Here is a 20,925-nt window from a genome sequence, read left to right on the forward strand (position 1 = left end):
ACCATGGCCAGTGTACCAGCGCAAACCAATTCAAATGCCATGCCCACAGCGGGTGATGCTGGCGGTCTGGAAAACAACAGCGACTTGATGTTCGGGTTCAACCGGCTGACTCTATTGCGTCAAATCGGACTGATGGTTGGTTTGGCGGCCAGTGTGGCACTGGGGGTTGCCGTGGTGCTCTGGGCTCAGGAGCCAAACTATCAGCCTGTTGTCGGCGACCTGTCGAGCTACAATCCGCAAGAAGTGACGGCCATTCTCGACCAGAGTGGCATCGAGTATCGCATGGATCCGCGTAGCGGTGCCTTGATGGTGCCATCGGAAAGCGTTTACGACGCGCGCCTGAAGCTGGCGGCGCAGGGCGTGACGGACGATCAGACCATTGGCTTTGAACTGCTGGATCAGGATCGCGGGCTGGGAACGTCACAGTTCATGGAAACCATCAGCTACCGCCGTGGTCTGGAAGGTGAGTTGTCCCGAACCATCAGCAGTATGCGGAATGTGAAGGGCGCCCGGGTCCATCTGGCGATACCTCAGCGCTCGGTATTTGTCCGCGATGCCAGAACGCCAACGGCCTCGGTATTTCTGGAAGTGTATGCAGGCCGACGGCTTGAACAGGAGCAGATCTCAGCGATTACCAATCTGGTGGCCGGCAGTATTCCTGAAATGCAAAAGGGTAATGTCACAATTGTCGACCAGACCGGTAATTTATTAACCGGGCAGGAACAAAACACTGACCGCCAACAAATGAACGATCAGTACGACTACAATTCGCGGGTAGAGCAGCGTCTGAATCAGCGAATTGCATCCATCATTGACCCTATTATCGGTGGCGGCCGGTTTCGGGCCGAAGTGACAGCCGACCTGGATTTCTCATCGGTTGAACAGGCCGAAGAGCTGTTCAACCCAGAGCAGCAAGCCATTCGCAGTGAGCGGGAAATGACCGAAAAGCGGGTGTCCGGCACTCAGGGGGGTGTGCCAGGTGCGCTCTCAAACCAACCGCCGGCCCAGCCCGTAGCGCCTGAGCAGGTGCAGGGCGGAGGCGACGATGAGGCTGCACCAGCGGCGTCGCCGGTCGACGTACGCAGCGAATCCACGCGCAATTATGAAATGGACCGGACGGTGAGCTATATCCGCCAGGAGCAGGGCCGGATTCAACGCCTGACCGTGGCCGTTGCGGTAGACGATAAAAAAGTGGTGGATCCGGGCACTGGCAACGTCAGTTATGAACCCTGGACCGAGCAGGAGTTGCAGAGAATCACTATGCTGATTCGCGATGCGGTGGGCTATTCGGCCTCACGTGGGGACAGTGTGACGGTCATGAATACCGCCTTCGCGACCCCGGAAACCATCGACTTTGTTGCGCCCGCGTTCTGGGAGCAAGCCTGGTTCTGGGATCTGATGAAGCAAGTCCTGGCTGGCCTGGTCATCCTTGTACTGGTGCTGGGGCTATTGCGGCCGACCCTGAAAAGTCTCTCTGGTGGCGGCCGTAAGGGTCGTGACGACGAATTGGGCGGCAGCGAATACGATGGTCTGGATGGTCTCGGCAGTGACGAGGCGATCAGAAAGGCAATGACCGGTAACGATGATCTGCTTTTGCCCGGCGCAACAGACAGCTATGATAAGCACCTGAATGCACTGAAAGGCCTGATCGCCGAGGACCCTGCCAGGGTCGCACAGGTGATGCGCCAGTGGGTTAATGTCGATGAGTGATCAAAACGCACCACAACTGGCGGACGCTCCCAAAAAAGTCCAGCGCAAGATTCCGCGGGTGGAACAGGCGGCGATCCTGCTGATGTCGCTGGGTGAATCCGATGCAGCCCAGGTTCTCAAGCATATGGGGCCCAAGGAAGTGCAGCGGGTGGGTGTCGCCATGGCCCAGATGAAAGACGTCAGCAAAGGCGATGTGACCTTCGTGGTCGACCAGTTTGTCGAGGCCGTCGGCGGACAAACAGGCCTTGGGGTCGGTAATGACGATTACATCCGCGCGATGCTTACCCAGGCCCTGGGCGACGACAAAGCCAACAGTTTAATCGACCGGATCCTGATCGGTGGCAATACCACTGGATTGGATACTCTCAAATGGATGGAGCCCCGAGCGGTCGGGGATATCATTCGCTACGAGCACCCCCAGATCCAGGCCATTGTTATTTCTTACCTGGACCCCGATCAGGCCGCTGAAATTCTCGGCACGCTGGACCCGAAAGTACGTCTTGACGTGATGATGCGAGTGGCCTCGCTGGAGAGCATCCAGCCGCAAGCGCTGCAGGAACTCAATGACATTCTTGAGAAGCAGTTTTCCGGTGGCTCGTCTGCCCAAACCAGTCGCATTGGGGGCATCAAGCGGGCCGCCGACATCATGAACTTCATGGACCGCAGCATTGAGGGCAATCTGATGGATTCCATCAAGGACATGGACCCGGATCTGGCCACGACGATTGAAGACCTCATGTTCGTGTTTGATAACCTGAAAGACATTGATGACCGTGGCATTCAGGCCTTGTTGCGCGAGGTGTCGTCCGATGTGTTGGTCATTGCTTTGAAAGGTTCCGACGAGGGCGTCAAGGAAAAGATATTCAAGAATATGTCGAAGCGTGCGGGCGAGTTGCTTGAGGATGACCTGGAGGCCAAAGGTCCGGTTCGGGTCAGCGAAGTGGAAGCCGCTCAGAAAGATATCATCACCATTGCCCGCCGAATGGCGGAAGCGGGTGAGATCACCCTTGGTGGCGCCGGCGAAGAAATGATGTGATGAAAGACCGCAGCCGCCTCGACCGAATCCCTTCAGAAGATCTTACGGCTTACGAGAAGTGGGAAATGCCGCTGCTGGACGGCCAGGGCAATGAAGTGGCCCGTGAGGAAGAGCGCAACGTCAAGCCTTTAACCGCTCGCGATATTGAGGAAATTCGACAAGCCGCCTGGGACGACGGCCACGCAGAAGGTCGGGAGGAAGGTCTCAGGCGTGGTCACGAAGAAGGCCGTGCGGAAGGCCATAAAGAAGGTTTTGATGCAGGCCAGGCAGAGGGGCAGGGCACTGGTCGCGAGGAAGCAATCGAATCGACTAAAACCGACGTCGGTCAAAAACTGGAGCGGCTTGAGGACATCCTCGGCCAGTTGCTGGACCCCATCCAACGTCACGAAGACGAGCTCGAGACCGCACTGTTTAATCTGGCAACGGTGCTGGCCCGTGCGGTCATTTTCCGGGAACTGTCCCTGGACTCCTCTCATATTCGGCATGTCGTTCGCCAGGCCATGGCAAGCCTGCCGTCAACGCGGGAGAACGTTAAAATCCGGGTCAATCCGGCGGATCTGGAATGGGTTCGCGAGGTGGCTGAACGCTATGAATCGGACGCCGCTGTGCTGGAAGACGAGTCGATCCTGCCGGGTGGTTGTAAAGTCGAAACCCGCCACAGCCTGGTGGACTTTACAGTCGAAAAGCGCTTCCAGAAAGCCGTGCAAGGTATGCTGGACCAGCAGCTTTCGAGCGATGAACCGGGTGACAGCGCCGAGCTGGATGCCATGATGGGGGATCTGACCGATTTCCATCGCGACGTGCTGTCCGAACCCGCTGAACCCGCTGAACCCGCTAAACCCGCTGAACCCGCTGAACCCGCCAAATCCAGTGCATCCGTAGACGTGGAATACCCGGAATCTGAGGCGATTGAGAGCTCTGAGCAACCTGAACATTCTGAGGCGTCCGAAGCGTCCAGGGATTCCGGCGCTGTGCCAGAGGCAGGGCGTGATGAGGAGGGCAGTGATGAGTCGCCCCCTGGCTGATCGCTTGCAACGGCTTGGCGAATTTTTGCCGCCTCAGATCGAACCGGAATTGTCCGGCCGTCTGACGCGAATGGTCGGTCTTACACTTGAGTGTGTCGGTTGCCCTATGGTGGTGGGCGATCGTTGCCTGATTCAGGGGCAGGGGCTGGCTAACGTCGAAGCGGAAGTGGTCGGTTTTGAGGACGACCGTGTCTATCTGATGCCACTTACCGCGATTGAGGGCCTGCGCCCGGGCGCGCGGGTTGTTCCCCTGTCCATCGCCAGTCGGGTCCCGGTGGGTCCGGAGTTACTGGGACGGGTTGTCAATGGCACAGGTACCCCGCTGGACAACCTCGGCCCGTTGCGGGCGGAATCTCAAGTGGCGCTGGCGGGCGACATCATTAATCCCCTGCATAGGGCGCCGGTACGTCAGTCGATGGATGTCGGCATTCGCGCCATCAATGCGTTGATGACCGTGGGACAGGGGCAGCGTCTGGGGCTGTTTGCCGGCAGCGGTGTTGGCAAAAGCATGCTGTTGGGAATGATGACCCGATTCACCGACGCCGATGTCACCGTTGTTGGCCTGATCGGCGAGCGAGGCCGCGAGGTCAAAGAATTTATCGAGGACATACTGGGTGAGGAGGGGCTCGCCCGGTCGGTGGTGGTCGCTTCGCCGGCTGACGATTCACCGCTCATGCGTTTGCGTGCGGCCATGCTGACGACCCGAATTGCCGAGTATTTTCGTGATCAGGGCAAGCGGGTGTTGTTGCTGATGGATTCACTGACCCGCTATGCCCAGGCACAGCGGGAGATCGCATTGGCGGTCGGTGAACCGCCTGCGACGAAAGGTTATCCACCGTCAGTGTTTGCCAAGCTGCCCCAGTTGGTGGAGCGCACGGGCAATGGAAAGCCGGGTGGCGGTTCCATAACCGCGTTTTATACCGTCCTGACCGAAGGTGACGACCAGCAGGATCCCATCGCCGATGCCGCGCGTGCCATTCTGGATGGTCACATTGTGCTTTCACGTCGGTTGGCCGAGGAAGGGCATTATCCTGCCATCGATGTAGAAGCATCCGTAAGTCGAGTGATGCCTCAGGTCACGGAAAAGGGGCATTTCGCCAAGGCTCAACGTTTCAAACAGGTCTACGCCCGGTATCAGCAGGCTCGGGATTTGATCAGCGTCGGTGCTTATGTGAAAGGTTCTGACCCGGAGACCGACTACGCCATTGAGCACATTGACGAGATGCGTGCGTTTTTGCGCCAGGACCTGTCCGAAAGCTCGCCCCTGGCAGGCAGCATAGAGCAGTTGGGGCTGGCCGTGCCAGATCGCAAGCAGGTTGCTGGCAGGAAGGCTGAATAATGCTGCGCTCCAAACGTCTGGAAGTGGTGCTGGCGCTTGAGCAACGCCGGGAAAACGAAGCCCTGGACGTGATGGCTCAGGCCCGGCAATACGCCCAGCAACAGCAGCAACGTCTCGAAGAACTGCACCGCTATCAGGCCGATTACCGAGACCAGATGCGCAAAAGTCAGCAAGGTGTGGTGTCGGTGAGTCGCTTGCAGGGGTGGCAGGCATTCATTGCGCAACTCGATCAGGTTATTCAGCAACAGGAGCGCCAGGTCAGTCATGCCCTTGAAGTTCTGGACAAACGGCGACAGGATTGGCAGCAGGCCTATGAGCGCCGACGTGGCATGGCACGACATATTGACGCCTGCCGCCAACAGGAACGCCGGGATTGGGACATCCGCGAGCAAAAACAGCTGGATGAAGCGTCTGGTCGTGCCCACGCTCGCCGCCGCCTGACTTGAGAGCGGGTTACCAGGGTCCACGGATTACCAAAAAGCGGGTGCAAATTGCGCGTGCTCAACTATTCTCTAAGATAGTTATTGTCTGAATCGTATAACCCGCCTTGCAGTCGTCTGCTTACAAGATTAATGGAGGATGCCGGATGGCTATCCAGACGCGACGAAGTGAAGACGGTCGCACGTTGACCATAAAAATTGAGGGGCGCTTTGATTTCAGCACCCATCAGGTTTTTCGTGATGCCTACGAACATGGAGATCAGGAGGTTATCCACTATGTCATCGACATGTGCGAAACCACCTACCTGGATAGCTCTGCACTCGGCATGCTGCTGCTGTTGAGGGATTATGCCGGTGGCGATACCGCCCGTATCAGCATTGAGAACTGCAATAATGATGTAAGGCGAATATTGACCATTTCCAATTTCGAGCAATTGTTTGCTATCCAATAGCTTGGGGGCTTCTGAACAACGCCTGGATCGCCTCTGGCTCTCAAAGCGATTCGCCACCAGGGCGCGACTTTGCCGGCCTGTCCGGACTCTGCAAAAAGCCGCAAAGCGGCGTATGAATGGTTCTGAAAACCCCGAAGGGCGCACCCTGACGGGTGCTTCTGCGGTGTTGCGACTCTTGCCACGGACGGCGCCCATTGCAGGTAAGCCGCGCCGTGCCTCTACAGCTTGCAGAAGCACGTCAGGCGTTATGCAGAGACTTCCCTGGGGGTTAAAAACAGAGCGGGGGATTTGTTTTGGATGAGCCTCTCCCAGAAAAAGGCCCGCTACGCGTCCTGATTGCGGACGACAGCGACAGTGATCGTCTGATTCTGCAAGCCATGGTAAAGCGGCTGGGACATGACGTGGTCGCCGCTGAAGATGGCTTTGCCGCCGTTGAACAGTACCGTGTATTTCATCCCCATATTGTGCTTCTGGACGTGATGATGCCACGCATGGACGGCATGGAGGCCGCCCATGAGATCAAGGCGCTGGCGGGTGAGGTATTGGTTCCGGTCATTTTTTTGACATCGCTCTCCGATGCCGGGGCCTTGGCCCGCTGCCTTGAGTCGGGTGGCGATGATTTCCTGCCCAAGCCCTATAACCGCATCATTATCGAGGCCAAGATCAACGCCTTCAATCGCATGCGATTGATGCACCGCACCCTGAGTCACCAACGAGATTTGATCCATGCCCGCAACTGGCAATTGTTGCAGGAGCAAGAGGTGGCCAAGCGGGTGTTTGATAACGTTGCCCATACCGGTTGCCTGAATGCGTCCAACATTCAGCACCACGCTTCACCCACGTCGATTTTTAACGGCGATGTCTTGTTTGCCTGCCCCAGACCCTCCGGTGGGATGCACATTCTTATCGGTGACTTTACCGGGCATGGGTTGCCCGCCGCTATTGGCGCGATGCCGGTCGCGGAAATATTTTATGGCATGACCAGTAAGGGGTTTGGCTGCGGTGATGTGCTTCGGGAAATCAATCAGAAATTAAAACGCATACTGCCGACCGGCATGTTTTGCTGCGCGGCGTTTATTGAGGCCGATTTTCACTTGAATTGTCTCCGGGTCTGGAATGGCGGGTTGCCCGATGGGTACCTGATCCGAGGCAATGGAGAGCGTGAGATCCTGACTTCCAACCATTTGCCGCTGGGGGTGTTGTCGCCGGAGCGTTTTGCTGCCGCGGTGGATTATTATCGTACAGAACCCGGTGATACCTTGCTGTTTGCCACCGATGGCATTCTGGAAGCTGAGAACGCCGATGGCGAAATGTTTGGCCAGGACCGGTTGCTGGAAGCGTTGGATTCAGCCGAGGAGCACGGTTCGGCATTTGATGCCGTGATGGCGGGTGTGCGTGCATTCACTGGGGCGCACCTGGTGCAGGATGACCTCACGATTGTGGCGCTGGAGATGGTAGAGGAGGAGGCCCTGGTTGGCCTCGATAATCGGACGCCGCCGTCGGCTTTGCGAGGACCGGCGAGCTGGGATTGCTCCTACAGCATCAGCGATCGGACGCTCGGTCATTTTAATCCACTGCCATTACTGCTGCATATTTGTATGGAAGTGCCGGGTTTAAGGCGTCGCAGTGGCGAGGTCTATACACTGTTGTCAGAACTTTATACCAACGCGCTGGAACACGGCATTCTGGGATTGCCGTCAGACTGGAAGAGCTCACCGGAAGGCTTTGGTCGCTATTACGCAGAAAGGGAACGTCGGTTGGCCTCGCTTCGTGGCCATCGCATCGAGTTTACACTGCATCACAGGACCAGCCGTGACGGCGGAGAGCTGCGCATTGTGTGTGAAGATTCCGGTCCGGGTTTCGACTACAAAGACTTATTGGGGCCAGACGAGGCGCAGGCGCGCTATGCTGGTCGGGGCTTGGGGTTGTTGCGTCAGTTGAGTGTCTCTCTGGACTTCAAGGGCGCGGGCAACCAGGTTGAAGTCCTTTACCAGTGGGATTATTCAGAGCCGCGGTCGCAGGGATGAGCCGGGCGTCACCAAACAGGGCTGGGGAGATGGTCATGAGCGATAAGCCACACCTTGATGAAGAGGCATTGGCTGAATTACAGGATGTCATGGAAGATGATTTTGATGTCTTGATACGCACTTACATTGCCGATTCGGATGAACGAATCCATGCGCTTCGGACAGCGTTGCGTAATTCGGACACCGATGCCTTCGCAAAATCGGCGCACAGCTTTAAAGGCAGTTGCATCAATATCGGCGCTCCGCGCCTGGGTGCACTGTGTTCCGAGGCTGAAATGGCAGGCAACGAGCAACGCCTGGAGCGAGCGGAAATTCTGCTGGACACCATTGAGACCGAATTCAAGACCATTTGTACCATGTTGGAAAACAGTCTGGAGAGCTGACGACGCCGTCGGCCGTCTGACTGATAAACTGATAAATTAGCGTAACCTGCCGACGTTGGGTCCCGTCTGGTTTTGATTTCGCGGGTGGGATTGGCGTGTGCGACTGCAACTGCAATAGCCATTTCAACGACCTGCGTTTGTTTGATTCTGGCACTACTTTTGCTGAGTTAAGGGTATTGATCCATTCGAGCCTGAAAGCGGCAAGAGGTTGCCATGCCATCACCGTTATTACCGTCAAGCCCCTCGCCTGAGATTCAAGGCGCTGCGGCAGAACCATCGTCAAAACCCTCGCGGGTAGACAGTGGACGCCGAGAATTTGAGTCTGTGTCACGACAGGAGCAGGACCGACTTGAGCGTCGCCGTAACGACAGTGGGGCGGCCGGTGCGCAGGACCGTCAGCCGGTTGAGCCTGACCAGAAAGATCAGGCGATGGCCAGCGGCAGTCAGCCGTTGCCGCCTGCGGAGCAAATACCCGAACAAGTGCTGGAGCAGCAGCGCGCCGCAGACGCCGGAGACACAGCCCTGTTGGTAGGGGCCGACAATGAAGTCGCCAGCGACACGGTGATGCCATCCGAAATCGCCTTTACCTTTGCTGATCTACAGGCGCTGGTGAATAACCCGGAAGAGCCTCTGCCGATAGGCGGTCAACGCTTGAACCCCATGATAACCCCGGCACAAGCGCCAACAGCCTTGCCGGCCGCCTCAGCGGCTGCACAGCCGCTGTTCTCGATTCCCGGACAAACCCCTGTCGCTGGCGCACTCAGGAGTGTGGTGGCCGGGGCAGCGGCCATGACGCCAGGCAAGGGATCGTCATCGCTGGAATCGGGCAGTCGTTTAACCGAGGGTCTGTTAACGACACTGACGGCTGACAGCAAGAGTGCCGATAGCAGTTTAGCCGCCGTCGCCAGTCGTTTTCAGGGCGCATTAGAGGTGGCCAGCCAAGCCTTGAACACTACGCCGGGACCAAAAGGCCTTGAGGGTTCAGTTCCGCTGCAAAGTTATGCCACCAGCATTGATCTTCCTGTCGGTCATGCCGAGTGGGGCGATAAGTTAATGGGTAAGCTGGCCTGGCTGGCAACTCAAAAAATGTCGGTGGCTGAAATACACGTGACTCCACCTGACATGGGGCCACTGGAGGTGCGCGTCCAGGTTCAGCATGATCAGGCGGCTATTACGGTTCATGCCTCCAATTCGGCCGTTCGTGACCAGTTGGAGATGCACAGCCATCGACTCCGGGACATGCTCAGCGAGCAGGGTCTTGGATTGGAGCGTTTCGATGTATCGGACTCCTCTTCGCGATCGGGTGGCGATCGAGACGAAGCTCCGGCGGATGGCTCGGATATTGCCGGAGCCCTGGCGGATGGCGAGGACGTTCCTGGTAGTACCTCGGGGAACATGGATCTGAGTTGGAGCGGCGAACTGGACGTATATGCCTGAATGTTGCCAAGGCTATTCACATCAACCACACCCTGAATTCCTGACCCCGAAATCGTTTACTTAATGCCATGCCGGACCGTGATACGTGAGTCGATCAGCGGTCCCGGCTTGACCCTGATCCAATCGGCAGGGCTTTATAAATCGCGCTTTCTGCGGTTCCCGCTTTGCCCGCACCCCTGGCTGACGCTAAACTGTTGAGTTGAATCAAGGTTCCGTTCAATCTGGCCCGACCTTTGCATCAACCCCTGTGATCAACGACACTGTTGACGAATTAATGACAGAAGCGATTTATGGCTGACAATGACGCACCGGCTGCGGCCCCGAAAAAAAGTAAACTCAAGCTCATTCTGCTGCTGACAACCGTGGTTGTGCTGGCGATAGGGCTGTCTATTGCAGGCACACTCTGGTTCCTGAACGGAGCGGACGATGACGTCGAGATGCCAGTGGAAGCTGCAGAGGTGGTTTTCGAGCCGAGTCAATATTACGTCATTGATAAACCGTTGGTTGCGACCCTGAAGAGCGAGGGCCGGCAGCGCTATGTTCAGGTCCATATTGCGTTGGAAGCGACCGATTCGGTTGCGCTGGATGCCGCCAACAAACATCTGCCATTACTGCGCAGCCGTTTATTAAGTGTGCTTGGGTCAAAGTCATTTCAGGAGATCCAGACCGTTGCCGGTCGGGACCAATTGATTGGCGATCTTTTGACAACGGTGAATCAGGTATTGGAGCGGGAAGGGGAACCGCCGGTGCAGAGCATTCTGTTTCGGAACTATGTATTGCAGTAGTGGTGGTTGGACACAGGGGCCTGCTTAAAGCAACCCCGGCCAAACGTATCCCCGATATCGGGCTGACGCTGACGAGCAGGAAAACGTATGCAGGATTTACTGTCACAGGATGAAATCGATGCCCTTCTTCACGGTGTGGATGATGGCGATATCGACACCTATGACGACGTTGATGACACCGGAATAAAAGAATACGACCTGGCCAGTCAGGACCGGATTGTCCGTGGCCGAATGCCGACGCTTGAGATGATCAACGAGCGCTTTGCCCGTTATACTCGTATCAGCCTGTTCAACCTGCTGCGACGCAATGCCGACGTATCCACCGGCGGCGTGCAGATCATGAAGTTTGGCGAATATATCCACACCCTGTACGTACCCACAAGCCTGAATCTGGTCAAGGTCAGACCGCTTCGGGGCACCGGCCTGTTTATCCTGGACGCCAAGCTGGTTTTTAAACTGGTGGATAATTTCTTTGGAGGTGAGGGGCGTCACGCCAAAATCGAAGGCCGTGAATTTACCCCGACAGAAACCCGTATCGTTCAAATGGTGTTGAATCAGGTTTTTCACGATATGGCCGAAGCCTGGCAGGCCGTATTAAAAGTTGATTTCGAATACCTCAGCTCCGAGGTCAATCCGGCCATGGCGAACATCGTCAGCCCCAGCGAAGTGGTGGTCATCAGTACCTTCCACATTGAGCTGGACGGCGGTGGGGGCGAACTCCATATGGCGCTGCCATACTCCATGATTGAGCCAATCCGGGACATACTGGACGCCGGCGTACAGAGTGATATCGACGACGTGGATGAGCGCTGGGTGAACGCCCTGCAGGAAGACATCAAAGACGTCAGTGTGCCGATCAACTCGACCCTCTGTCGACGTCGGGTATCCCTGAGAGAGGTCGCCAAGTTTAAAGAGGGCGACATTATTCCAGTGAACTTGCCGGACCTGTTGACCATCACCGCCAATGGCATCCCGGTATACGACGGTACCTTGGGTACCCGGGATGGCAAGCTCGCAATCAAAATTTCCGGCCGGTCGAAGCAGCCGGTCGCTCGAAAACAACTGAAAGTAAGGTAGGGCGCAATGGCTGACGACGACAAGAAAGGCAATCGGGAGCTGAGTGAAGACGAAAAGCTTGCTGCGGAGTGGGAAGCTGCAATGGGGGAGTCCGGGGGTGCTGACGATAGCGATGAGTCGTCGGATGGCACTGGTGGCCGTGATGACGAGTGGGCCGCCGCCATGGACGAAGCCGGTGAAGGCGATAAGAAAAACAGCAAACAGACCAAGGTCCAGACAGCGCCCATGGAAGAGTTTGATGACGTGATCGCTGACTCGAAAGGCAGCAGCTCGTCGCCTGATCTGGATGTGATTCTGGATATACCGGTTACGATTTCCATGGAAGTCGGCAACACTCAAATACCCATCCGAAATCTGCTGCAGCTCAACCAGGGTTCTGTGATTGAGCTGGATCGCCTCGCCGGCGAGCCACTGGATGTTCTGGTCAATGGCACGTTGATCGCCCATGGCGAGGTGGTCATGGTCAATGAAAAATTCGGTATTCGCCTGACGGACGTTATCAGCCCGGGCGAGCGCATCAAACGGTTGTCAAAGTAGCCATGGCGGTTATCGTTACCCCATCCCGGCAAGGTCGACATTATCGGGCAGCGATCACAGCGAGCCTGCTGTTGTTGTCTGCCAGGGCAGCCGGGGACACACCCGCTGATTTGAGTCCCAGTGAAACTGCGACCGCAGCAACCAGCACCGGTCCCGACACCCTGATGTCGATGGCGACTCTGGGGATCGGTTTGTTGGTGGTGCTGGGCTTGATCTTCGCCTGTGCCTGGCTGGTCCGGCGCATGAATGGCCTGAGTGGTATGAACTCCGGCGCCATGAAAGTGGTGTCGGTGATGGCTTTGGGTACCCGTGAACGGATCGCGTTGGTGGATGTGGGGGGCACACAGATTTTACTCGGTATTACTCCGTCCACCATTCGTACCCTGCATGTGTTTGATGAGCCGGTGGTAAAGCCGGGCGACGCCGGCAACAGTGACTTTGCGCGCCGCTTACAGGGCATGATCGGGCGTCAGTGGAAACCGGAGAAGGCCGCGGCTAAACCACCCGGTGATGCGTCATGATCCGGTGGATGGCCCGCTACAGCGGCGTGCTGGTGGTGTTGGCTGTGTTTTTTGCGCCGGCGGCGCTGGCGGACATACCCGGCATCCCGGCGCTTAAAGTAACCCCGGGCGACGGTGAGGGCGCTCAGGAATACACCGTCACCCTGCAGATCCTGGCGTTGATGACCGCGCTGACCTTCCTGCCTGCGATGCTGATGATGATGACATCGTTCACCCGCATCATTGTCGTGTTTGCAATCTTGCGGCAAGCCTTGGGTCTGCAGTCGACCCCGTCCAACCAGATCATTCTGGGGCTGACGTTGTTTCTCACCATATTTATCATGAAACCGGTATTTGAAGAGTCCAACCGGCTGGCGTTGCAGCCCTATCTGCAAGAAGAAGTGTCCTCCATGGAAGCGGTTGAACTGGCCACCCGGCCTTTTCGAACGTTTATGCTGGCCCAGACCCGGGAGGACGATCTGGCGTTGTTCATGCGCATTGCCGACGAGCAGTATGATACGCCCGAGGCGGTATCGTTCTGGATTCTGATGCCGGCGTTTGTGACCAGTGAGCTCAAGACGGCGTTCCAGATAGGCTTCATACTGTTCATACCGTTTTTGATCATCGATATGGTGGTTGCAAGCGTGTTGATGGCAATGGGTATGATGATGCTGTCACCGATCATTATCTCGTTGCCATTCAAGATAATGCTGTTTGTGCTGGTGGATGGTTGGGCGCTGGTCATTGGCACGTTGGCAGCCAGCTATGGCATATAGCGACCCGAACGAGGGAGGGGTGGCGACATGACGCCGGAGACCGTAATCGACATTATGCGCGAAGCCTTGTGGCTGATTGTGTTGTTGGCGGCCGTGATCATTGGGCCGGGTCTGGTGGTTGGCCTGATTGTCAGTACCTTTCAGGCGGCGACCCAAATCAACGAGCAGACTCTGAGTTTCCTGCCCCGGTTATTGGTGACCCTGATTGCCATCATTGTGGGAGGCCCCTGGATGCTCACTCAATTGATAGACCACGCCACAAACCTGTTTTCCCGAATTCCCTTCCTCATTGGTTGACCCACATGCCTTTTGAGCTCGGTGCGGACATGATCGGCCAATGGGTCGGCCAGCATTTGTGGCCGCTGTTTCGCATCGCCAGTTTCATGATGGTGATTCCCTTTATTGGCACTCAGCTGGTACCGGCCCGGATCCGGCTTGGCCTGGCGTTGCTGATCACGCTTCTGGTCGTGCCGTTGCTGGGAGACGTACCACGCGTTGAGGCCCTCAATGCCGAAGCCGTGGTGATCACATTGCAGCAAATACTCATTGGCATTGGGTTGGGTTTCACTTTGACTGCGCTGTTCCAGCTTTTTGTGGTGGCCGGCCAGATGATCGCGAGCCAGATGGGGCTCGGTTTCGCCAACATGGCGGACCCTGCAAACGGGGTGACCGTTCCGGTGTTGTCGCAGTTTTATTCCATTACCGTGACCCTGCTTTACCTAGCCATGAATGGCCATCTGGTCGCCTTTGAGGTGTTTCTGGAGAGTTTTCGGACCCTGCCGATTGGCGTGAATGGCCTGGGCTCAGAGGGGCTGTGGGCACTGACTCACCACGTTAGCTGGATCTTCGTCTCGGCCATGCTGCTGGCGTTGCCAGCGGTGACTGCCGTCTTAATCGTCAATATTTCGTTCGGTGTCATGACCCGTGCGGCCCCGCAAATGAACATATTCGCGCTCGGTTTCCCCATTGGCCTGATGTTCGGCCTGTTTTCGATCTGGGTGCTGCAGGCGAATTTCCTGCCGCACTTCCAGCAATACGCTGAAGAAACCTTTGCTTTTATGCGTCAACTGCAGGGCCAACCGTAATGGCTGAAGATGACGACAACAGTCAGGAGAAAACCGAAGAGGCCACCCCCCGACGACTTGAAAAATCCCGGGAAGAGGGCCAGACCGCGCGCTCGAAGGAGCTGGCTACGATGTCGGTGTTGCTGGCCGGTGCGGGTGGGTTGTTGATGTTCGGGGCCAGTTTGGGTGAGGCCCTGGCAGACATCATGCGGGAGAACTTTACGCTCGACCGGGCGACGCTTTTTGACACCCGGACCATGAGCCTGCACCTGCTGGATTCGGCCGTGGAAGCGGCGTCGGCGCTGTCGCCAATCATGCTGGTCTTGTTTGTCGCCGCCTTTATCGGTCCCATTGGCATCGGTGGCCTGCTGTTCAGCGGTAAAGCAATCGCACCGAAACTGAATCGCATGGACCCACTGAAGGGCCTGAAGCGCATGTTTTCCATGCGGTCCCTGATGGAGTTGGTGAAGGCCGTCGCCAAGGTGGCGCTGGTGATGATTATCGCCCTGCTGATTCTCGATATTCGTACCGAGGACCTGCTGAATATCTCCGAGGAACCGGCGATTCCGGCGATGGCCCACGTACTTTGGACCCTGGGTTGGAGCTTCTTTCTATTGGCTTGCGCCACCATAGTGATTGCGATTATTGATGTTCCATTCCAGATCTTCGACCATCAGAAAAAACTGCGCATGACCAAGCAGGAGGTCAAAGACGAGTTCAAGGATTCGGAAGGCAAGCCGGAAGTGAAAGGCCGTATTCGCCAGCTGCAACGGGAGATGGCCCAGCGCAGAATGATGCAGGACGTACCCGGTGCCGACGTGGTGATCACCAACCCCAGTCACTACGCGGTGGCCCTCAAGTATAACCAGGCCTCGATGGCGGCGCCGATTGTCGTCGCCAAAGGCGTGGACGAAACCGCGTTCAAGATCATGGAGATTGCCCGCGAACACAAAGTGGATATCCTGCGCACACCGCCGCTTACCCGGGCGGTCTATCACAACACCGATATCGGCGGGGAGATACCTGACGGCCTCTATATGGCCATCGCCCAGGTTCTGGCCTATCTGTTTCAACTCCGGCAGTTTCGGCGTGGGGGCGGACCCAAACCCGGAATGCCGGAACTCCCGATCCCGAGCGATTTGCGCCGGGATATCTAACGCTGTCTCAAACGCGATCGGCTGGTGGAAGGCCTGTTGGGCCACTTGCAGCCAGAATTCGGATCAACGGTGTTTCCCGGCTTTGCGGAATGGCCAGTCTGCCGTAAAAATGTTCCGGATTGTGCGCGGTCACCTGTTGGAATCCTTGCCGGAGAAGGTGCGTTTCAGCAGCTTCCCCGGATTCGAAGTGAAAGCTCACCTGACTGCTCGTCATTCTCCCAAGTACCCGTGCGCATGCGTTTAAGCTCGCGCGCAGCAGCGGCTGTGGCGGTATCAGGTAAGTTTCTGAGAGATAAAGCGAGCCTGCCCGCTCGGCCATGACGGCGCCCAGTCGGCGCCAGAAACGTTCAATTACCGGTAAGGGAAAGTAGCTGGTCAGGCCTTCGGTAATGATGATCACCGGCCGAGCGGGCTCAAATACCCTGGCCACGACTGCTTCCAGCGTCTGGTCACCGGATTCTGCCAGAATATCGATCGGCGTGACTTGATGATGGGGCCCCAGGTGCCCGGTCGCCATCAGGCGTGATGCCTTGCGGGCTGCCATGTCGGGTAAGTCAGCTTCTACCATGTGCAGCTGCGGGTGCCGTTGCCGTAATCGCAAGCCTCGCGGCGATAGGCCGCAGCCAATTTCAAGCACTTGGGTGATGCCTTCGGCCGCGATTGCCTGATCCGCAAGATGATCAATGATCCGGTGCCGTTGCAGCAGGAAGGTCCGGATGTTGCCGCCGGTAATCCGCTGGCTGGCGGCCTCAAGGGGCGTCATCAGCGCATAGAGTAAGCGCCCCTGCGTGGTCGCCAGGCTCTCATCGGCAAGGCCATGGCGGCACCAGACCGCGCCCGTATAGAGCGCGGTGAAGCTGATGCCGGAGCTGTCAGAACGACTCTTCAAGAGTCGCTTCTCCCCAGGCGGCCTGGCTGCCTGGCAGCGCAAGATTGAGCGCGATGGCGACCAGTCCGCACAGGGCAATGCCTTCCACCTGGCCAACGGCCATGCCTCCAATTCCGAACACCAGTGTCACGCCCGCGATAATCAGGTTGCGGCGTTCCGAAAAATCAACTTGATGACGGATCAGGGTGTTAAGTCCCACCACTGCAATGGAGCCGAATAACAGGCACAGAATGCCACCGATGACGGGCACCGGAATGGTCTGGAGGGCAGCACCGAATTTGCCGACAAACGCCAGCACCACAGCGATGGCTGCAGCCCAGATCATGATCTTTGGATTGAAGTTGCGTGTCAGCATGACGGCGCCGGTCACCTCGGAGTAGGTGGTGTTGGGTGGGCCGCCGAACATTGCTGCGGTGGTGGTGGCGATGCCGTCACCCAGCAAGGTGCGGTGGAGGCCGGGTTTCTGGATGTAGTTTTTGCCGGTGACATTACCAATCGCCAGAACGTCCCCAATGTGTTCGATGGCAGGGGCGATCGCAACCGGGATCATGAATACAATGGCCGACCAGCTGAAGGCCGGTGCCACAAAGTTGGGGACGGCGAACCAGGCGGCCTCGGTGATGGCTGTGGTATCCAGAATGCCGGCGAATGCGGACAGGACATAACCAACCGCCACGCCAAACATGATCGGCACCAGTCGAAAGATTCCCCGCGCCCACACGGCGGCCAGGATAGTGACGGCGAGAGAAATCATCGCAATGATGATGGCGGTGTTGTAAGGCACCAGTTCAGCACTGCCATCGCCGGCCCGGCCAGAGGCCATATTGACCGCAACCGGTGCCAGGCTCAGACCGATCACCATGATGACCGGGCCAATAACAACTGGGGGGAGCAGCCGGTTAATAAAACCGGTGCCCTTGAGTCTCACTGCGCCACTCAGAACCATATAGAGCACGCCCGCTGCGGCCAGGCCGCCCAGGGTCTCTTCCAGGCCGAACTTTGCCTTGGCGGCGATGACCGGTGCAATGAAGGCAAAAGAGGAGGCCAGGAATACCGGCACCTGGCCGCCGGTCACAAGTTGGAAGAGCAGTGTGCCCAGCCCCGCTGTGAATAACGCGACGTTAGGGTCAAGGCCCGTGATCAGGGGCATTAATACCAGTGCGCCGAAGGCCACCAGCAACATCTGGGAGCCTGCCAGAGCCTGGCGCCATACGGGCTCCTGCGAGTTATCCTGCATGCTTAATTATCCTTTTGCTTGGTACCGAATATTTTGTCGCCTGCATCCCCGAGTCCCGGCAGGATGTAGCCCTTTTCATTCAGGCGATCGTCAATGGAAGCGGTGTAGATCGAGACATCCGGGTGTGCTTCCAGAACTTTATTGACACCCTCCGGCGCCGCCACCAGGACCAGTGCACGAATTTCCGTGCTGCCGGCCTTCTTGAGCACATCGATGGTTGAAATCAGTGAGCCACCGGTTGCCAGCATGGGGTCAATGATCATTGCAAAACGCTGATCCAGTTCCCCGACCAGTTTTTCCAGATAGGTGCTGGCTTCCAGGGTTTCTTCATTGCGGACCTGGCCGACAACACTGACACGGGCGCCTGGGATCAGGCTCAGCACGCCATCCAGCATGCCAAGGCCGGCTCTGAGGATCGGTACGATGGTGACTTTCTTACCGCTGATGCGCTCGACCGTGACCGGTCCGGCCCAACCTTCGATGGTCTCGGTCTGCATCAGGAAGTCTTGGGTCGCTTCGTAGGTCAACAGGGCCGCGATTTCCTGAGCCAGCTCCCGAAAGTTCTTGGTGCTGATCTCAGCACGGCGCATCAGGCCGAGTTTGTGGCGAATCAGTGGATGTTTTACCTCGAGAATTGGCATGGCTCACCTTTGATGTAGCTGGGACAAACGGGCGTAAATGTGCGCAAGGATACCGCATCTCCAGTGGCACGTCAGTCACATATAACCTGAATACCCCGTCACGGACCAAGCGGTGGTGCGTAAGCTTGGTATGTTTTTTGCGGTGCAGCAGGGAGTCGGCGCAATTGCGTCAAAAAACCGACCAGTAACGGGCAACGAACGGGCCCGCGCGGAGAACATCGAACCATGGATCGCGCTTTAGTTTTCAATAACGTCAAATCTCTGACCAGTGGCAATCTGGGTATTCCACTGATGCTGATGGCGTTATTGGGAATGATGATATTGCCGATGCCGTCCTTCCTGCTCGACGTGTTGTTCACCTTCAATATCACCCTCTCTATTGTCATTTTGCTGGTCTGTGTGTACGCCTTGCGGCCGATGGAGTTCGCGGCCTTCCCGACGGTGTTGCTGGTGGCGACGCTGTTGCGGTTGGCCTTGAACGTCGCCTCGACCCGCATCGTGTTGCTGAATGGCCACGAAGGCGGCGACGCCGCCGGTAAGGTCATTGAGTCGTTCGGCGAAGTGTTGATCGGGGGTAACTACGCCGTCGGTCTGGTGGTGTTTGCGATTTTGATGATTATCAATTTTCTGGTGGTGACCAAGGGTGCGGGGCGAGTGTCGGAAGTGAGCGCACGGTTCACCCTGGACGCCATGCCCGGCAAACAAATGGCGATTGACGCCGATTTGAACGCCGGTCTGATCAATCAGGACGAGGCCAAGTTCCGGCGGATGGAAATCGCCCAGGAGGCGGATTTCTACGGCTCAATGGACGGCGCCAGTAAATTTGTCAAAGGCGATGCGGTTGCCGGCCTGTTGATTCTTGCAATTAACATCTTCGGCGGCGTGGCAATCGGGATGTTACAGCACGACCTGATCTTTGCCGAGGCGATGCGCAATTACGCCCTGTTGACCATTGGTGACGGCCTGGTTGCTCAGATTCCGTCCCTGCTGTTATCGACTTCGGCCGCCATTATGGTGACCCGGGTTACTTCCAGTCAGGACATGGGCGGCCAGATTCTCGAGCAGATGTTTACGGCGCCACGGGCATTGGGCATTGCCGCCACGATTCTTTTGATCCTGGGGTTGATTCCCGGCATGCCCCACGTAGCGTTTCTGGGGTTGGGCACAATTTCTGCCGGTCTGGCTTACTGGATATGGAAGAAACAACAGCAGACGGAAGAAGACGATGCCGTTTTTCCGGCTCGCGGTGGCGCTGGTGCCAGGCCCGTTGGGCCGGGGGCGGAACCCCGGACTGCCGGCGAGACCGGGCAGGCGCTGCCGGCACCAGTCGAATCCCGTGAGCTGGGTTGGGACGACGTCTCCACGATTGATATTGTCGGATTGGAAGTGGGTTACCGCCTGATTCCGCTGGTGGACAAGTCCCAGGGTGGGCAATTGCTGACCCGGATCAAGGGCGTTCGCAAGAAGCTGTCCCAGGACCTCGGGTTTCTGATGCCCTCGGTGCACATCCGCGACAACCTGGACCTGATGCCGAATGTCTATCGCATCACCTTAATGGGCGTGACGATCGCGGAGGCGGAAATACACCCGGATCGTGAACTGGCGATTGATCCCGGACAAGTGTTTGGAAAAATAGAGGGCATAGAAGGCAAAGACCCGGCGTTTGGGCTGGATGCCAGCTGGATTGAGCCAGACAAGAAAGATCAGGCCCAGACATTGGGCTACACCGTAGTCGATGCCAGCACCGTGGTCGCCACCCACCTGAATCAAGTGTTGCAAAAGCACGCCCATGAACTGCTGGGGCACGAGGAAGTCCAGAAGTGGCTGGACCAGCTTGAAAAATTGTCGCCCAAGCTGACCGAGGAACTGGTCCCCGCTACCCTCTCGATCAGCATCCTGTTGAAGGTATTGCAAAGCCTGCTGCGTGAAGAGGTGCCCATTCGGGATATGCGCTCCATCGCGGAAGCCATCGTCAATGTGCACCCCAAGAGCCAGGACCCAAAATTGTTGACCACCGCCGCCCGACAGGCGCTGCGCCGAATGATCATTCAAAGCATCTGTGGCAACGAGGCCGAAATCCCGGTGATTACCCTGGATCCGGAGTTGGAACAGTTATTGCTGAAGTCTATGCAACAGAGTCAACAATCTGGCGGTCAGGATGACATCGGGCTGGTTTTGGAACCGAGCATGGTTGAAAAATTACAGCGCTCACTGCAAGACACGGTGCAGCGCCAGGAGATGTTGGGCAAGCCGGCTATTTTGCTGGTATCCGCGCCTCTCAGGCCGGTACTGGCTAAGTTCGCAAGCTACGGCATCGAGCGCCTACACGTGCTCTCGTACCAGGAAGTGCCGGAAAACAAACAAATTACAATCGTGGCGTCCGTTGGCCAATAAACGGAGACACTTTGCAGGG

21 protein-coding genes are annotated in these 20,925 nt (G+C 57.2%); 18 read left to right on the forward strand and 3 right to left on the reverse strand.

The window, feature by feature from the left end:
• The first annotated feature begins 3 nt into the window (after positions 1–3).
• From fliF to flhB, 17 genes are all read left to right on the forward strand, one after another.
• Positions 4–1,710 (forward strand): flagellar basal-body MS-ring/collar protein FliF, encoded by a 1,707-nt coding sequence (fliF, locus tag GRX64_RS06910; protein ID WP_166265133.1) that lies wholly within the window; start codon positions 4–6, stop codon positions 1,708–1,710.
• Positions 1,703–2,746: a flagellar motor switch protein FliG gene (fliG, locus tag GRX64_RS06915; RefSeq protein ID WP_166265136.1), complete on the forward strand. Its 1,044-nt coding sequence runs from the start codon at positions 1,703–1,705 to the stop codon at positions 2,744–2,746. The genes fliF and fliG overlap by 8 nt, the downstream gene beginning before the upstream one ends.
• Positions 2,746–3,771 (forward strand): flagellar assembly protein FliH, encoded by a 1,026-nt coding sequence (locus GRX64_RS06920; protein WP_166265139.1) that lies wholly within the window; start codon positions 2,746–2,748, stop codon positions 3,769–3,771. Before fliG ends, GRX64_RS06920 begins: the two co-directional genes overlap by 1 nt.
• Positions 3,752–5,110: a flagellar protein export ATPase FliI gene (gene fliI / locus GRX64_RS06925; protein WP_166265142.1), complete on the forward strand. Its 1,359-nt coding sequence runs from the start codon at positions 3,752–3,754 to the stop codon at positions 5,108–5,110. The genes GRX64_RS06920 and fliI overlap by 20 nt, the downstream gene beginning before the upstream one ends.
• Positions 5,110–5,556: a flagellar export protein FliJ gene (fliJ, locus tag GRX64_RS06930; protein WP_166265145.1), complete on the forward strand. Its 447-nt coding sequence runs from the start codon at positions 5,110–5,112 to the stop codon at positions 5,554–5,556. The genes fliI and fliJ overlap by 1 nt, the downstream gene beginning before the upstream one ends.
• A 140-nt stretch (positions 5,557–5,696) precedes the next feature.
• Positions 5,697–6,002 (forward strand): STAS domain-containing protein, encoded by a 306-nt coding sequence (locus GRX64_RS06935; protein WP_166265148.1) that lies wholly within the window; start codon positions 5,697–5,699, stop codon positions 6,000–6,002.
• A gap of 293 nt (positions 6,003–6,295) precedes the next feature.
• Positions 6,296–8,029, forward strand: a complete 1,734-nt coding sequence (locus GRX64_RS06940; protein ID WP_166265151.1) for an ATP-binding SpoIIE family protein phosphatase — start codon at positions 6,296–6,298, stop codon at positions 8,027–8,029.
• Between the two features lie 35 nt (positions 8,030–8,064).
• On the forward strand, positions 8,065–8,412 hold the full coding sequence (locus tag GRX64_RS06945) for an Hpt domain-containing protein (RefSeq protein WP_166265154.1): 348 nt from the start codon (positions 8,065–8,067) through the stop codon (positions 8,410–8,412).
• A gap of 213 nt (positions 8,413–8,625) precedes the next feature.
• Positions 8,626–9,849 (forward strand): flagellar hook-length control protein FliK, encoded by a 1,224-nt coding sequence (locus GRX64_RS06950; protein WP_166265157.1) that lies wholly within the window; start codon positions 8,626–8,628, stop codon positions 9,847–9,849.
• Positions 9,850–10,139: 290 nt separating this feature from the next.
• Entirely contained in the window at positions 10,140–10,634 is a 495-nt protein-coding gene (locus GRX64_RS06955) for a flagellar basal body-associated FliL family protein (protein ID WP_166265160.1), read from the forward strand.
• Positions 10,635–10,721: 87 nt separating this feature from the next.
• Positions 10,722–11,711, forward strand: coding sequence for a flagellar motor switch protein FliM (fliM, locus tag GRX64_RS06960; protein ID WP_166265163.1), 990 nt, complete (start codon positions 10,722–10,724; stop codon positions 11,709–11,711).
• Positions 11,712–11,717: 6 nt separating this feature from the next.
• Complete coding sequence (gene fliN / locus GRX64_RS06965) at positions 11,718–12,248, forward strand: flagellar motor switch protein FliN (protein WP_166265166.1); 531 nt, start codon at positions 11,718–11,720, stop codon at positions 12,246–12,248.
• A 2-nt stretch (positions 12,249–12,250) separates the two neighbouring features.
• Positions 12,251–12,769, forward strand: coding sequence for a flagellar biosynthetic protein FliO (gene fliO / locus GRX64_RS06970; RefSeq protein ID WP_166265169.1), 519 nt, complete (start codon positions 12,251–12,253; stop codon positions 12,767–12,769).
• Complete coding sequence (gene fliP, locus GRX64_RS06975) at positions 12,766–13,524, forward strand: flagellar type III secretion system pore protein FliP (RefSeq protein WP_166265172.1); 759 nt, start codon at positions 12,766–12,768, stop codon at positions 13,522–13,524. Before fliO ends, fliP begins: the two co-directional genes overlap by 4 nt.
• Before the next feature lie 27 nt (positions 13,525–13,551).
• A complete protein-coding gene (gene fliQ / locus GRX64_RS06980) occupies positions 13,552–13,821 on the forward strand; it encodes a flagellar biosynthesis protein FliQ (protein WP_166265175.1) in 270 nt (89 codons plus the stop codon).
• A gap of 5 nt (positions 13,822–13,826) precedes the next feature.
• A complete protein-coding gene (fliR, locus tag GRX64_RS06985; RefSeq protein ID WP_166265178.1) occupies positions 13,827–14,609 on the forward strand; it encodes a flagellar biosynthetic protein FliR in 783 nt (260 codons plus the stop codon).
• Positions 14,609–15,745 carry a flagellar biosynthesis protein FlhB gene (flhB, locus tag GRX64_RS06990; RefSeq protein WP_166265181.1) on the forward strand — a complete coding sequence of 379 codons (1,137 nt, stop codon included), beginning with the start codon at positions 14,609–14,611 and terminating at the stop codon, positions 15,743–15,745. Before fliR ends, flhB begins: the two co-directional genes overlap by 1 nt.
• 7 nt (positions 15,746–15,752) lie before the next feature.
• Here flhB and GRX64_RS06995 read toward each other — a convergent pair whose 3' ends face one another.
• From GRX64_RS06995 to upp, 3 genes are read right to left on the reverse strand one after another with little or no spacing between them, the layout of a single operon-like run.
• Positions 15,753–16,634 (reverse strand): class I SAM-dependent methyltransferase, encoded by an 882-nt coding sequence (locus tag GRX64_RS06995; RefSeq protein WP_166265184.1) that lies wholly within the window; start codon positions 16,632–16,634, stop codon positions 15,753–15,755.
• Positions 16,618–17,871, reverse strand: a complete 1,254-nt coding sequence (locus GRX64_RS07000) for a uracil-xanthine permease family protein (protein WP_166265187.1) — start codon at positions 17,869–17,871, stop codon at positions 16,618–16,620. The genes GRX64_RS06995 and GRX64_RS07000 overlap by 17 nt, the downstream gene beginning before the upstream one ends.
• A 2-nt stretch (positions 17,872–17,873) precedes the next feature.
• Entirely contained in the window at positions 17,874–18,512 is a 639-nt protein-coding gene (upp, locus tag GRX64_RS07005; RefSeq protein WP_166265190.1) for a uracil phosphoribosyltransferase, read from the reverse strand.
• Between the two features lie 225 nt (positions 18,513–18,737).
• On the opposite strand from upp, the gene flhA reads away from it, so the two are divergent.
• Positions 18,738–20,906 (forward strand): flagellar biosynthesis protein FlhA, encoded by a 2,169-nt coding sequence (flhA, locus tag GRX64_RS07010; RefSeq protein ID WP_166265193.1) that lies wholly within the window; start codon positions 18,738–18,740, stop codon positions 20,904–20,906.
• The last annotated feature ends 19 nt before the right edge of the window (positions 20,907–20,925 follow it).

Source organism: Marinobacter caseinilyticus, from assembly GCF_011074955.1.
GTDB lineage: Bacteria > Pseudomonadota > Gammaproteobacteria > Pseudomonadales > Oleiphilaceae > Marinobacter > Marinobacter caseinilyticus.

Excerpts from the sequence above, each read along its gene's own strand:
- fliF (WP_166265133.1), top strand. The coding sequence starts at position 4 with ATGGCCAGTGTACCAGCGCAAACCAATTCAAATGCCATGCCCACAGCG.
- fliG (WP_166265136.1), top strand. The coding sequence starts at position 1,703 with ATGAGTGATCAAAACGCACCACAACTGGCGGACGCTCCCAAAAAAGTC.
- GRX64_RS06920 (WP_166265139.1), top strand. The coding sequence starts at position 2,746 with ATGAAAGACCGCAGCCGCCTCGACCGAATCCCTTCAGAAGATCTTACG.
- fliI (WP_166265142.1), top strand. The coding sequence starts at position 3,752 with ATGAGTCGCCCCCTGGCTGATCGCTTGCAACGGCTTGGCGAATTTTTG.
- fliJ (WP_166265145.1), top strand. The coding sequence starts at position 5,110 with ATGCTGCGCTCCAAACGTCTGGAAGTGGTGCTGGCGCTTGAGCAACGC.
- GRX64_RS06935 (WP_166265148.1), top strand. The coding sequence starts at position 5,697 with ATGGCTATCCAGACGCGACGAAGTGAAGACGGTCGCACGTTGACCATA.
- GRX64_RS06945 (WP_166265154.1), top strand. The coding sequence starts at position 8,065 with ATGAGCGATAAGCCACACCTTGATGAAGAGGCATTGGCTGAATTACAG.
- GRX64_RS06950 (WP_166265157.1), top strand. The coding sequence starts at position 8,626 with ATGCCATCACCGTTATTACCGTCAAGCCCCTCGCCTGAGATTCAAGGC.
- GRX64_RS06955 (WP_166265160.1), top strand. The coding sequence starts at position 10,140 with ATGGCTGACAATGACGCACCGGCTGCGGCCCCGAAAAAAAGTAAACTC.
- fliM (WP_166265163.1), top strand. The coding sequence starts at position 10,722 with ATGCAGGATTTACTGTCACAGGATGAAATCGATGCCCTTCTTCACGGT.
- fliN (WP_166265166.1), top strand. The coding sequence starts at position 11,718 with ATGGCTGACGACGACAAGAAAGGCAATCGGGAGCTGAGTGAAGACGAA.
- fliO (WP_166265169.1), top strand. The coding sequence starts at position 12,251 with ATGGCGGTTATCGTTACCCCATCCCGGCAAGGTCGACATTATCGGGCA.
- fliP (WP_166265172.1), top strand. The coding sequence starts at position 12,766 with ATGATCCGGTGGATGGCCCGCTACAGCGGCGTGCTGGTGGTGTTGGCT.
- fliQ (WP_166265175.1), top strand. The coding sequence starts at position 13,552 with ATGACGCCGGAGACCGTAATCGACATTATGCGCGAAGCCTTGTGGCTG.
- fliR (WP_166265178.1), top strand. The coding sequence starts at position 13,827 with ATGCCTTTTGAGCTCGGTGCGGACATGATCGGCCAATGGGTCGGCCAG.
- flhB (WP_166265181.1), top strand. The coding sequence starts at position 14,609 with ATGGCTGAAGATGACGACAACAGTCAGGAGAAAACCGAAGAGGCCACC.
- GRX64_RS07000 (WP_166265187.1), bottom strand. The coding sequence starts at position 17,871 with ATGCAGGATAACTCGCAGGAGCCCGTATGGCGCCAGGCTCTGGCAGGC.
- upp (WP_166265190.1), bottom strand. The coding sequence starts at position 18,512 with ATGCCAATTCTCGAGGTAAAACATCCACTGATTCGCCACAAACTCGGC.
- flhA (WP_166265193.1), top strand. The coding sequence starts at position 18,738 with ATGGATCGCGCTTTAGTTTTCAATAACGTCAAATCTCTGACCAGTGGC.